13 protein-coding genes, 1 tRNA gene and 1 pseudogene are annotated in these 12,080 nt (G+C 29.7%); 11 read left to right on the forward strand and 4 right to left on the reverse strand.

The genetic code is table 11. The features are described 5' to 3' along the window. Nucleotides 1-109: 109 nt before the first annotated feature. Both ACR0QS_RS06230 and ACR0QS_RS06235 read right to left on the reverse strand, forming a co-directional pair. Nucleotides 110-775 (reverse strand): FliO/MopB family protein, encoded by a 666-nt coding sequence (locus tag ACR0QS_RS06230; RefSeq protein ID WP_432632578.1) that lies wholly within the window; start codon nucleotides 773-775, stop codon nucleotides 110-112. A 32-nt stretch (nucleotides 776-807) separates the two neighbouring features. After that, a tRNA-Ser gene (locus tag ACR0QS_RS06235) sits at nucleotides 808-894 on the reverse strand. A 186-nt stretch (nucleotides 895-1,080) separates the two neighbouring features. Between ACR0QS_RS06235 and trxA the strand changes: the two genes are divergently transcribed. From trxA to ACR0QS_RS06255, 4 genes are all read left to right on the forward strand, one after another. Further along, nucleotides 1,081-1,398 (forward strand): thioredoxin, encoded by a 318-nt coding sequence (trxA, locus tag ACR0QS_RS06240; protein ID WP_432632579.1) that lies wholly within the window; start codon nucleotides 1,081-1,083, stop codon nucleotides 1,396-1,398. A gap of 85 nt (nucleotides 1,399-1,483) precedes the next feature. Then, the gene (locus ACR0QS_RS06245; RefSeq protein WP_432632580.1) at nucleotides 1,484-3,235 is read left to right on the forward strand and encodes a hypothetical protein; all 1,752 of its coding nucleotides are present in this window, start codon (nucleotides 1,484-1,486) and stop codon (nucleotides 3,233-3,235) included. A 46-nt stretch (nucleotides 3,236-3,281) separates the two neighbouring features. Then, the gene (locus tag ACR0QS_RS06250; RefSeq protein ID WP_432632581.1) at nucleotides 3,282-4,823 is read left to right on the forward strand and encodes an NAD(P)H-hydrate dehydratase; all 1,542 of its coding nucleotides are present in this window, start codon (nucleotides 3,282-3,284) and stop codon (nucleotides 4,821-4,823) included. Between the two features lie 21 nt (nucleotides 4,824-4,844). Next, nucleotides 4,845-5,405, forward strand: a complete 561-nt coding sequence (locus ACR0QS_RS06255) for a hypothetical protein (protein ID WP_432632582.1) — start codon at nucleotides 4,845-4,847, stop codon at nucleotides 5,403-5,405. A 1-nt stretch (nucleotide 5,406) separates the two neighbouring features. Here the strand turns inward: ACR0QS_RS06255 and ACR0QS_RS06260 are convergent, their stop codons facing one another. Further along, entirely contained in the window at nucleotides 5,407-5,787 is a 381-nt protein-coding gene (locus ACR0QS_RS06260; protein ID WP_432632590.1) for an OmpA family protein, read from the reverse strand. A 63-nt stretch (nucleotides 5,788-5,850) separates the two neighbouring features. Next, nucleotides 5,851-6,111: pseudogene (gene secG / locus ACR0QS_RS06265) on the reverse strand (preprotein translocase subunit SecG); the annotation flags it as partial. A gap of 272 nt (nucleotides 6,112-6,383) precedes the next feature. Here secG and rplM point away from each other — a divergent pair. The 7 genes from rplM (at nucleotide 6,384) to ACR0QS_RS06300 (ending at nucleotide 11,848) form a co-directional block, all read left to right on the forward strand. Next, nucleotides 6,384-6,842, forward strand: coding sequence for a 50S ribosomal protein L13 (rplM, locus tag ACR0QS_RS06270; RefSeq protein WP_432632583.1), 459 nt, complete (start codon nucleotides 6,384-6,386; stop codon nucleotides 6,840-6,842). 49 nt (nucleotides 6,843-6,891) lie between these two features. Continuing rightward, nucleotides 6,892-7,290, forward strand: a complete 399-nt coding sequence (gene rpsI, locus ACR0QS_RS06275; RefSeq protein ID WP_432632584.1) for a 30S ribosomal protein S9 — start codon at nucleotides 6,892-6,894, stop codon at nucleotides 7,288-7,290. 91 nt (nucleotides 7,291-7,381) lie between these two features. Continuing rightward, nucleotides 7,382-7,747, forward strand: a complete 366-nt coding sequence (locus ACR0QS_RS06280; protein ID WP_432632585.1) for a TraR/DksA family transcriptional regulator — start codon at nucleotides 7,382-7,384, stop codon at nucleotides 7,745-7,747. Continuing rightward, nucleotides 7,747-9,732 carry a replication restart helicase PriA gene (gene priA / locus ACR0QS_RS06285; RefSeq protein WP_432632586.1) on the forward strand — a complete coding sequence of 662 codons (1,986 nt, stop codon included), beginning with the start codon at nucleotides 7,747-7,749 and terminating at the stop codon, nucleotides 9,730-9,732. The genes ACR0QS_RS06280 and priA overlap by 1 nt, the downstream gene beginning before the upstream one ends. A gap of 774 nt (nucleotides 9,733-10,506) precedes the next feature. Further along, nucleotides 10,507-10,758, forward strand: coding sequence for a C2H2-type zinc finger protein (locus ACR0QS_RS06290; protein WP_432632587.1), 252 nt, complete (start codon nucleotides 10,507-10,509; stop codon nucleotides 10,756-10,758). 76 nt (nucleotides 10,759-10,834) lie between these two features. Further along, nucleotides 10,835-11,101: a rod shape-determining protein gene (locus ACR0QS_RS06295; protein WP_432632588.1), complete on the forward strand. Its 267-nt coding sequence runs from the start codon at nucleotides 10,835-10,837 to the stop codon at nucleotides 11,099-11,101. A gap of 21 nt (nucleotides 11,102-11,122) precedes the next feature. After that, nucleotides 11,123-11,848 carry a hypothetical protein gene (locus tag ACR0QS_RS06300; protein WP_432632589.1) on the forward strand — a complete coding sequence of 242 codons (726 nt, stop codon included), beginning with the start codon at nucleotides 11,123-11,125 and terminating at the stop codon, nucleotides 11,846-11,848. The last annotated feature ends 232 nt before the right edge of the window (nucleotides 11,849-12,080 follow it).

Genomic DNA, 12,080 nt, shown 5'->3' on the forward strand with positions numbered 1-12,080 from the left:
ATATTATACAATGTTTAAAAATTTTGTCAACAATTAATTTAAATATTTTTTAATTGACTTGTAGATTATAGACGATTTAATTTTTTTGTCAAGCGTTTAAATAAAAAAATTATTGCCTATCTTTATTTTCTTCATTATTATTCAAACTATCCGAATTTAAATTTCTTAATCTCTCTCTAATTTCTTTCGTTGATTGCAAAGCGTCTTTTTCTTTCATTTTCGGCTGTCTGAATATTGATAAAGTTTGATTCAAAATATTTTTAAAACTGTCTTCAACCGCGTTTTCTTTCGAGTTTATATACATCATTCTTATTTGGTCTTTAATTTCTTTATTTTCTATTTTTTCAAGCAAATTTATATTATGGTCCGATATTGAAATCAAATACATTTCGTCCGCTATTTCTATAATCGAAATATATCGATTTGCGGCGACTGCGGTTGTGGCGAGTATTCTAATAATTTCGTTCGAGCCAGATATTTTTTTTGTTCTATTTTTAAGATAGATAAAAACCAAATATATTCCCGCTAATGTCAATATAAATCCTATAATCGCTCTTATAAACATCCCCGTATTGCTGACTGTCGCTCTATTTTCAATATTTCTTATATCTTCAAGTATCGCGGGTTCGTTATTCGTATTATTTTCGTTTTCGGCAGGAATATTAAAAAAATTTGTATTAGTTTCGTTGGTATTTATATTATCGCTATTGTTATTGTTATCTTGCGCATAAACCATAGGAATAATTATCATTAAGAATATTATTATTTTTTTCATTTTTAATCCGATTCGTTAGATTTAATTTGATGCGGAGAGCGAGGGATTCGAACCCTCGGTAGGAAAATTCCTACGACAGTTTAGCAAACTGTTCCCTTCGGCCTCTCGGGCAGCTCTCCAAACATTAGTTTTTCAAAACAAGTTTTTCTATGATAACATAGATTTATTTTTTAGTCAATATTTTAATTCAAAATTATCTATACTTTATTTATAATTAAAAAAGAAAAATTATTTAAAAAATTATGTTGACTTTTATTAAAAAATAAGTTAGACTATAACAAATTATAAAATAGGGATGAACAATTATGTCAGTATCACAATTAAATGCCGAGACTTTTGATAAGTCGGTTGCCGAAGATAAGGCTACTTTGATAGACTTCTTTGCCGAATGGTGCGGTCCTTGTAAAATGCAAACTCCAGTATTGCATAAATTTGCGGACGAGCATTCGGATAAAATGAATTTCGCCGCCGTTAATGTGGACGAAGCGCAAGAGATTGCAATGAAATACGAAGTTCAATCGATTCCAACATTGATGGTATTCAAAAACGGAGAGGTTGTTAAAAGAGCCGAAGGCATGAAAAACGAAAGCCAGTTAAAAGAATGGCTAAAAGAGTATCTATAAATTATAAATAAAAACCTAATTTATTATAGAATTAGGTTTTTATTATGTTAATTTTAAATCTAATTCTAAAAGTTAAGGGGTAGCAATGTTTAGTAATAATATCTTAATTGAAAGACTTTCAAACAGATTCAAAATATCGGAAAAAGAAATTAACGATTCTATAAAATATATATTTTCTGAAATAGCTTCGCTTGTAATCGATGGAAAAGTATTCTATATGTATGATTTGGGATTTATTTATACAAAAGATTCCAAACTAATTTTTAGAAACGCGGATATTGCTTTTGACGCTTCTTTGGAAACTATCACGATGAAATATTTGGGAAGAACCGCCTATTACGAAACGATATTTGAAACTATGAGGCATCTTATAGACAACGGCGAGACGATATATATAGAAGATTTTGGAACTTTTTCTTATAAAGACGGATATGTTCATTTTGATTGTTCCGACAGTTTAAATTATTCTATTGAAGAAATGCATGATAGAGTAAATAAAATAACTTCCACTTTTTTGACGAGGAGACTTTCAAACAGATTTAAAAAGAGCAAAACGGAAGTTATAGATTTGGTAAATCAGTTATTCAAAAAAATCATTTTATCGATTATAGACAGCAAAGTCTTTCATATATACGATTTGGGATTTATTTATGTCGATAATAATTGCAAATTAGTTTTCAAAAGCGCGGATATAGGTTTTGACGAATCGATAAAAGATATAGCGGAAAGCGAAAGTAAAAAAGAAATTTATGAAACGATACTCGAAGCTATAAGGCATGCGGTAGATAACGGCGAAAAAGTATATATAGAATGTTTCGGAACTTTCTTTTATCATGATGGATATATAAAATTTGAACCAGATGAAATACTGCTTTATGTTGTCGACAAAAGATACAATATAAAAAAAATTATAGAGGAAATATCTAAAGAACTGGACGAATTATATTTAAATAGAAATATTTTTGGAGGTAAAAAAGAAAAATATAAATCGATGCAGGAATATACCGCTTCGGAATTATTGGATGTAAATAATTTTGAAAAAGAATTATTTGAAAATAAAAAAGCCAAAAAACCAGCGAAACCTGTAAAACCCGTAGCGAATGACAAACCTAAAAAATTCGTTTATAAAGTAAAACCCGCAAAAAAAACGGCTAATAAAAAAGTTGGGATGACTCCGATTTTGGTTGCGGCGCTTATAGTGATTGTCGCTTTTATTACGATATTTTTTATAACCTATCCTAACGCGAATAAAAATTTAACTTACGATATAGGAAATAACAAACTGGAAAATATAGTTAATGAATATTTTGACAATATAGAATCGACAGAATTATTGACTTATAAATTAAACTCCGATATGCATTACTGGGATATAGCTAAAGAATTATATAACGATTTTACATACTGGGTTTTAATATACGCTTATAATAAAACATATAAAGTGGACGCGATTATTAAAAAAGGAAGTTCGATTCGTTATAAAAATATTCAAAAAAAGATTCAAACAGTTAGTAATAAAAATAAAAAAGAAGATACTTCAACCGATTTGTCTATTGAAGATATTAAATATTTTTATAATACTTTGTCGAAATCGTTTTTATTATTGTATCCCGATTTTATCGGCGCTAAAAAAAACGAACATGCTTTATGGACTTTAAAATTATCTTACTATTATGATAAAAATGTCTTTATGACTAATTCTAATATTATTCCAGATAACGCTTATTCGAATGTATTGGCAAACAACGGCGGCATTGGAAGTTTTTCTTCACAGTTTTTAAAATATAAAAAATTGAACGGAAATATCGTTTCGTCATTTATGGCGGTTATAAAATAAATATTAAAAATAAATATTAAAAATAAATATTATAGGAAAATTCAAAGTGAAAGTCGTAAGTATAGAAGAAGTAATAAATATAGATAAAAAAACTATAGAAAAAATTCCTTCGATTCTTCTTATGGAGCATGTCGCAAGCGAGATATTTTATTTGCTAATTAAAAGGCATAGAAAAACTTTATATGATAAAACCGTTCATATATTTTCGTCAGTCGGCGGAAACGGAGGAGACGGACTTGCAATAGCGAGATATTTAATAAAAAACGGCTATAATACAAAAGTTCATATAACGGGAAATATAGATAGAGTTAATAAAGATACTTACATCAATTTTAATATTTTAAAAGACATGAATGTCGAAGTTGTTTATTTGGCGGGCGAGGATAAAGTATTCGAGGCGGTAGAAAATATTGAAGAAGGCGATATTGCCATAGATTCTTTATTCGGCACGGGAGGAAACAGAGCTTTAGGCGGAATAGAAAAATTGCTTATAGATAAATTGAATTCTTTAAATATCATAAGAATAGCGATTGATATGCCTTCGGGCTTGCAGTCGAAAATAAACGATTATGACAATATAAATACATGTTTTAAAGCGCATGAAACTTATACCGTATGTTTTGCAAAAGATATTTTCTTTTTAAACAAAACGAGAGAATATATCGGAAAATTATTTGTTATAAAATCAATATTCCCAAAAGAAATACTTGACAATTCGGAGTATAAAGCATTATTAATAAATTATAACGAAGAAATAAATATAAAAAGAAGCGCTTTTTTCAGTAAAAGAGAGCAGGGAAATCTTGCAATAGTCGCGGGAAGTTTGGATTATATAGGAGCGGCGGTTTTATCGGTTAATGCGGCTTACAGGAGCGGAGTCGGTTATATAAGGCTTTATGTTCCAAAAGGAATTGAAAAAACTATAAAAAATATAATAATATCTCAAATGCCCGAAGTGATTATTATCGGAGTGGGTGAAGAAAATCAAAAATATTTTATGGAAAGCGATATTTGGCTAGCAAACGATATAAATAAAAGCGATGCCTGTATAATAGGTTCGGGTATCGGGCGGGATATTTCTACGGAAGTTTTTATTAATTCTATATTAAAACAAATCAATATTCCTGCTGTTGTCGATGCGGACGCTTTATATTTAATGTTTCAAAATACTTTGGAAGAATTATCCGAAAATTTTATATTGACTCCTCATATTTACGAATTTGAAAAATTAATTGAAATAAATCATATAGAAGTTTTGGAAAATCCTTATAACGCGCTTTCAGTATTCAGAGAAAAAACTAAATCCTCTATTATATTGAAAGACGCTATAAGTTTTTTTATGAAAGATAATCAAATATTTATAAATTATAATCCGACAGTTTCAATGGGAAAAGCGGGAATGGGCGATGTTTTGGCGGGATTTTTAGGCTCGTTTCTTGCAAGAAAATTAGATATTATTCAAGCGTCAAAATTGGCTCTAACGATTCAAGCAAAAAGTTTTGAATATGCGGCAAAGAAATTTGGAAACGATTCTGTTCAGCCGAAAGATTTGACTTTTTACGCAAGCAAAATATTAAAGAAACATTAGAAAATATTAAAGGATTTAAAATTGCCAAGAGAAGTTTACGACCCTAAAAAGCCAGAATTGGAATTTTATAATAAAAGAGAACGAAGGGTTTACAGAGAACCGCTTAAAGTAAAGCCAAGCATTTTTTCTAAAAAAAAGTTTATGTTTTTTTACGGCGCTTTTCTTTCTTTTTTTGTGATTATATTTTTTATGACAAGAAGCGGATTTTTGGATAATATTCCTTTTTTTGCGTCTTTGAGAGTCGGAAATAGTCCTTTGGAAGTTAAAATAAATAATATAGATTTTTACCAAGCGGAAGAAACGGTTATTCCTACAATTGAAGTGAAAAATTTGAAATATACGAACGAAATTAATATAAAAAATTTGAAAGTCAATTATTCGTTATATAAAAATAAAAAATTAGTATTTAACGGAAACGATAATTTTTATAATATTTCTTTTCCAAGCGGACAGAGAATAGGTTTTAAAATTCAATTTGAAAAAAATCACTGGAATAACGCAAATAAACTTGAAATTGTTTTAAATTTGGACGACAATTTAATCTGGACGAACAATATAAATATAAGCAGATTAAAAAAGTAATTTATCTTAATTTGATTATTATATCCACTCTTCTATTTCTTCTTCTGCCTTCCGCCGTATCGTTTGGAGATATTGGATTTTTGTCTCCGTATCCGCTGTAAGATATGTTATTAGATTGAAGTTTAGGCGAAATATAATCCGCGACCGATTTAGCGCGATTTTCGGATAATGTTTGATTATATTCGGATTCTCCAACATTGTCCGTATGTCCTTGAATTACTATTTCTCTGCCCGAATAACTTCTATTAATCGCGTTTATGATTCTGTCTATAGTTTCTTTAGCTTCGTCTCTTAAAACATAAGAATCGGTATTAAATAAAATATCTCCGAGTCTTAATACAAAACCTTCGGGAACGGTATCTACAGTAATATTTTCGCCCAAATTTTCTTCCAGCGCTCTCCTTTCTTCATCGTTATTTACAGGAATATTGGCATTTAAATCTCTCGATGGAGTATCGGATACATTTTCAAAAGCCGTTTTTTGAGTGCTTATCGCCATTGAAATTAATAAAGCTCCGAGAACAAAAACGGCGGATAAAACTTTTGTAGCTTTCGTTAAAGCGTCTCCTCTTTGGCTTCCCAATACATTCGCTTGAGCGCTTGAAAATAATCCTTCCGCTTTTCCGCCTTGTATTATGATTAATAAAATCAAAAGTATGCATATTATAGAATAAACAACTATTCCTAAAGTTACCAACGCGTTCATAATTTTTACCTTATCCTTAATTTTTTAATTATATTCTAAAATTGTTATTAAAATAATTTAAGAATTATATCATTTATATAAAATTTTTCAAGGTTTTTAAATGCATTTTTATTATGTAGTTTTAATTTTTTTTAGTTAAATATTTGTATTAAAAATTTGACTTTATAATCAATTTATGGTAAAATAATTCATTCATTAAGCATAGTTAAGTATAGATAGGATAGAATTTTAATTATGTATATTTAGAAATTATTTTATTGAAGGATATTTTTATGGATAAGAAAATTTTGAAAACTAAAAACAATACTTATGTTCTCTCTCAAAAGGACATTAAACAGAATTGGCTTATAATAGACGCTAAAGGAAAATCTTTGGGAAGAGTGGCAAGCAGAGCGGCTTTTTTGCTTAAAGGAAAACATAAAACCGATTACGCTTATAATTTGGATAACGGAGATTATGTCATTATAATTAACGCGAAAGATATAGTATTGACGGGAAATAAAAAGAGAGGAAAAATTCATTACAGACATACGGGTTATCCCGGCGGAATAAAATCCGTTAGCTACGGCGAATTATTGGAAAAAAATCCAGAAAGAATGGTTAGAATAGCGGTTAAAGGCATGCTTTCACATAATCCTTTGGGAAGACTTCATTTGAAAAAATTGAAAGTTTACGCTGGAGATAAACATCCGCATGAAGCTAATAAACCTGAAATAATAAATATAAAATAATAAATTAAAAAGTAATAAAATAAATTAATAAAAAATAGGAGAATAAATAATGGCTGCAAAACAATTAAACATTTTTACTGGAAAAAGAAAAACTGCTAATGCAAGAACTCGCATCGCTTTAGGAAGCGGCAAAATTTTAATAAACGGTAAAAATTATACGGAATATTTTTGCAATAGGGCGGCTTTAATAAAAGTTGTGGAAGACGCTTTAAGAATAACTGGAAATTTTGGAAAATACGATGTGTTTGCGAATGTTCGAGGCGGAGGAGTAAGCGCTCAAGCAGACGCGGTTAGACATGGGATAGCGAAAGCTTTAATAGCGGAAAATCAGGATTTTAGAATCGCTTTGAAAAGAAACGGTTTTATTACGAGAGATTCGAGAGAAGTTGAAAGAAAAAAATACGGAAGGTCTGGAGCGAGAAAACTTTTCCAATTCTCCAAACGATAAAATTTTGTTAACATATTTTACGAGTTGAGATTAAAGTTTTTGTTTAAAATTTTTTAAAATTTTATAAATAAGGTTTTATAAAGGTTTTTGTATGAACGCTAAAAAATTGAAAAAATTTAAAGATTTGATACTTGAAGAAAAAAGAAAAACATTAGACGAATTGTTGAGCGGAAACGAAACTTACGAAGCGCTAAAACAAGAAGCTCATGGCGATATGGCGGATATAGCTTTTCAGACTTACGAAAAGCAAAGTTTGGTTAACTCTTCTCAAAAAGATAAAGATAAATTGGAAGCTTTAAATAACGCCCTTAAAAGAATTGAAGACGGTTCTTACGGAAAATGTATCGACTGCAAAGAAGAAATTAGCGATGATAGATTAACCGCAATACCTTATACTTTAAGATGCGTAAATTGTATGTCTAAATACGAAGATAAAAGACGCCGTGAAAAAATGTAATGTTTGTTAAAGTAGTTTTTAATCTCCCGTTTGATAAAATTCTTACTTATAAAAAGCCCGATGAAATAAAAGACAGTTTAGTCGGATGCAGAATAATTGCTCCTGTAAAAAATAGAAATATTAAAGGCATAGTAATAGAAGAAATTGAAAAATCAGAAGGCAATTTCAAAATTTATCCAATAAAAGCAAGAATAGATATTGAGCCTATATGCGCGGATAAAGAATTTGAACTTGCAAAATGGATGAGCAAATATTATCATTCTTCTTTTGGCGAATCTTTATTTGCATCGCTTCCAGCAGGAAATCCCGCGAAAATTGAAAAAAAAGCGAAACCAATTCCAGCAAAACAAAAACCATATTTACAATTAAACGAAGAACAGGAAAATGTTTTAAAAAAAATATCCGAAAGTATAGAATCAAAAAAAGCTAAAACTTTTTTACTTCATGGAGTAACGGGAAGCGGAAAAACCGAAATATATTTGCAAGCGATTAAAAAAGTAGTCGATATGGGAAAGCAGGCGATAGTCATACTTCCAGAAATATCGTTGACTCCGCAGACGATAAAAAGATTTGCTGAAAGATTCGAAGGAAAAATAGCCGTTTTACACAGCAAATTATCGCCAACTTCAAAATATAGATATTGGCAAATGATTAAAAAAAATGAAATAAAAATAGTTATCGGAGCGAGGAGCGCAATATTTTCCCCCACAAATAATTTGGGAATAATAGTGATAGACGAAGAGCATGAAACGAGTTATAAATCGAACGAAACGCCGCGATATCATGCGAGGCAAATTGCATTTTATAGAAAAGAAAAAGAAAACGCGACTTTACTATTGGGAAGTGCGACTCCGTCTATTGAAAGTTTTCACCATTCTCAAAACGGAAAAATAGAACTTTTGACTTTGACTAAAAGAGCGTCTTTGGTAAATATGCCCGAAGTGAAAATACTCGATTTGAAAAAAGAAAAAAAATCGGAAGTATTTCCAATGATAACTCAAAAATTAGTCGAAGAAATAAATAAAAAATTGGAATTGAAAGAACAGATAATATTGTTTTTGAATAGAAAAGGTTATGCGCCCGTAGTGAGTTGTTCGCATTGCGGTAAAGTTTTGGAATGTCCGAATTGTTCCGTTTCGCTAACATATCATAAAAAGAAAAATACCGTTATGTGTCATTATTGCGGATACACTCAATTTTTGGAAGAGATTTGCGGAGAATGTAGAATAGGACATTTTGAAAGAATCGGAAGCGGGACGGAAAAAGTGGAAGAACATTTAAATATACTTTTTCCAAACGCGGTAATAGAGAGAGTTGACCAAGACACGGTTGGCGGGACAAAAAATTACGAAAAAATATTTAAAAGATTTTCAGACGGAGAGATAGATATATTAGTCGGAACTCAAATGATAGCGAAAGGACTTGATTTTCCAAATGTCACTTTAGTCGGAGTGCTTTTTGCAGATATGTCTCTTCATATACCAGATTTCAGAAGCTCGGAAAGAACTTTTAATTTGATAACTCAAGTCGCGGGAAGAAGCGGGAGAGGAGAAAAAAAAGGAATAGTTTATATACAAACTTACTCGCCGAATCATTATAGTATAGAATGCGCAAAAAATCATGATTATATTTCTTTCTATAACAGCGAAATAATAAAAAGAAAATCGCCTCTTAATTATCCGCCTTTTTCAAGACTCGTTAGACTCGTTATAAGAGGGGAGAATGAAAAAAAAGTGGAAAGCGACGCGAATACGATAGCCGATTTAGTCAGAACATTAACCTATCAATATAAAGATAAACTTGAAATATTGGGAGCGACTCCTTGCATGATGAGTAAATTAAATAAATATTATAGATGGAATATTTTAATAAAAACTGCGTCACATTCCTTATTAAAAGAATTTTTTGAAAAACTTTCTAATAATTTTATGGCTCAAAAAGGAAATTATATAGAAATAGATATAGACCCGATAAATATGTTATGATTATTTTTTGATTATAAATTTGTGTCATTGCGAACTTTAGCGTGGCAATCAATTTTGTATAAATTTCTTTAACTTTGGATTACTTCGGCTATAAATAGCCTCGTAATGACTGTGCAAAAAATAATTGTCATTACGAGCGGTAGCGAAGTAATCCAAAATAATAGAATTTGATTTTAAAATTTAGCTTTATTAATAGTGGATTGCTCGCCGAAGGCGGACTTTAGTCTCAGCAGAGTTTCGCAATGACGATTAAAAAGTAAAATTACAATGATTAAATTTTTTTAGAATTTTTTATTTTAAACTGTTGACAATTTTTTAAAATGTTGTATAATTTTCACTATGATTAAGTCAAATAAAAATATTATAAAACAAATTCGCGCGAGCCGAGCCGAGCCGAGCGCTTCACTTTAAACTTTTTTCAAGTTTATGTTTACTTACTAATTATAAAATATTATTCTATTTATTCATTAAAAACTTATTCAAATTCTTTTTTGTTTGTAATTTCAACTGCGAAAAATCGAAAAACAATTTTATTGATATTAAAAAATTTAATCTTAAAAATATTTTCAAATCGTTTGGAAAGTCATTTAATCGCTTATATAAAGAATTTTTGCATCAAAAAATTATTAAATTATTTGAGTTTTTTATACATTTTTCAAGAATTTATAAAAAAATTCCGTTTTTTTGGTATTTATCATACATGAGTATCGGTGAGTGATACTGGTTGTATGTTATAATATAAATAAAATTAAATTAATTGACAAGGAGTAAAAAATGTCAGAAAATTTTTATTGCGAATACTGTGGGCAAAAATTTAGAACTGTATCTGATTTAACTTCTAACGTTTGCTCAAGACATCCAGCGGGTTCAGGTAAAGGTAAACACAAGCTTTACGAGGGTGGAGAAAAATCTGAATATACTTGTAAATATTGTGGGCAAAAATTTAGAACTCTAGCTGATTTAACTTTTAACAGATGTGTGAGACATCCAGATGGGGCAGATAAAAGACATTCCCCAGCTTTATAAGTAAAGTTAAACGGAAACGGTAGGTAGAAATAAATAATTTTTACCTACCTAATAATTAAAAAACAAAGGAGATTATATGTCGGAATTGGATATATTAAAAAATATTATTGAAAATACGGAAATTGACGATGCCATAATAAAGTATATGTTGAGAGAGCATAATATTCATATAGGAGAAAAAACTGCGGAAGAAATTAAAATAAATATCGGAGACGCATTCAAAGGCGATATATCGAAGACTATGGATATAAGAGGAAGAGATTCCATTAATGGACTTCCAAAAACGGAAACGGTAAACATCGCCAAAGTAAAAGACGCTATAAAAGATAAAATTAAAATATAAGTCAAAAGGAGAAAATTAATTATGACTGAAGAACAACAATTAGAATACTTCGAAAATAGCGAAGTAAATCAAAAACTTTTAAAACTATTTGAATCGAAACAGGAGGCGGTAGATAAAGTTTATAACGCTTTGCAAGAAGAGGAAGAATGGGCAGTTTTGCATCTTCCCTGCGTTCCTCCTAATTATGAGAAAATGAAATATAAAATTCTCATAGTAGGACAGGAAAATAATGGCTGGGGTTATGAAACCGAAGCAAAAAAATCTATGCTATTTACTTTAGAATTTCAAAGTAATAGATTTTACGATAACGCGCCGTTTTTTAGTTTTCCGTATAGTTTTTGCGAATCTATAAACGATTGCGACAATGAAAAATATTCTAAAAAATCGTATCTTGCTTGGGTTAATTTAATAGAATTTTCTTTTGAAACATCTTCTAAAAAACCGTTAAACGAAAAAGCTCAAAGTATAATTGATAACGAATTTAACATATTGGAAGAAGAGATAAAAATAATTAATCCCGATATTGTTCTATTTTTAACGGGACCTAATTATGATAATTGTATAAAAAATCAATTAAAAGGCGTAGAATTTAAAACCGTTGAAAATTATCATATTAGACAATTCGCAAGAGTAGAACATGAAGCTTTGCCTAAAAATTCATTTAGAATATATCACCCCGTTTATTTGAGAAGAAGCGGTTTAGAAAATGAATATTTAGAAAGATTAAAAAAAGAATGTGGATTATAATTTAATTTTTTAAATAATTTTTACCTACTCGACAGAAAATAATTGATTTATATAATTTCTTAAAACCTGCCGAAATTCTATTGACAAAATCGATTTTTTCGGCTATAATAGTATCAGAATTAAAATCAGCCGCAATTTACCCATTACGGAGGTGTTTATGAGTTATATTGCACGTCATATGGAAAACAGAATTCTTGAACTGTCGAAGTCTTATTCGGCAATTCTTCTGACA

It is taken from the genome of Brachyspira sp. (assembly GCF_050873525.1).
Classification (GTDB): Bacteria; Spirochaetota; Brachyspiria; order Brachyspirales; family Brachyspiraceae; genus Brachyspira.

What these genes read in the sequence shown, in the direction of transcription:
- ACR0QS_RS06280 (WP_432632585.1), top strand. Translation starts at nt 7,382, where the DNA reads ATGAACGCTAAAAAATTGAAAAAATTTAAAGATTTGATACTTGAAGAA.
- ACR0QS_RS06300 (WP_432632589.1), top strand. Translation starts at nt 11,123, where the DNA reads ATGACTGAAGAACAACAATTAGAATACTTCGAAAATAGCGAAGTAAAT.
- rplM (WP_432632583.1), top strand. Translation starts at nt 6,384, where the DNA reads ATGGATAAGAAAATTTTGAAAACTAAAAACAATACTTATGTTCTCTCT.
- trxA (WP_432632579.1), top strand. Translation starts at nt 1,081, where the DNA reads ATGTCAGTATCACAATTAAATGCCGAGACTTTTGATAAGTCGGTTGCC.
- rpsI (WP_432632584.1), top strand. Translation starts at nt 6,892, where the DNA reads ATGGCTGCAAAACAATTAAACATTTTTACTGGAAAAAGAAAAACTGCT.
- ACR0QS_RS06230 (WP_432632578.1), bottom strand. Translation starts at nt 775, where the DNA reads ATGAAAAAAATAATAATATTCTTAATGATAATTATTCCTATGGTTTAT.
- ACR0QS_RS06295 (WP_432632588.1), top strand. Translation starts at nt 10,835, where the DNA reads ATGTCGGAATTGGATATATTAAAAAATATTATTGAAAATACGGAAATT.
- ACR0QS_RS06290 (WP_432632587.1), top strand. Translation starts at nt 10,507, where the DNA reads ATGTCAGAAAATTTTTATTGCGAATACTGTGGGCAAAAATTTAGAACT.
- ACR0QS_RS06245 (WP_432632580.1), top strand. Translation starts at nt 1,484, where the DNA reads ATGTTTAGTAATAATATCTTAATTGAAAGACTTTCAAACAGATTCAAA.
- priA (WP_432632586.1), top strand. Translation starts at nt 7,747, where the DNA reads ATGTTTGTTAAAGTAGTTTTTAATCTCCCGTTTGATAAAATTCTTACT.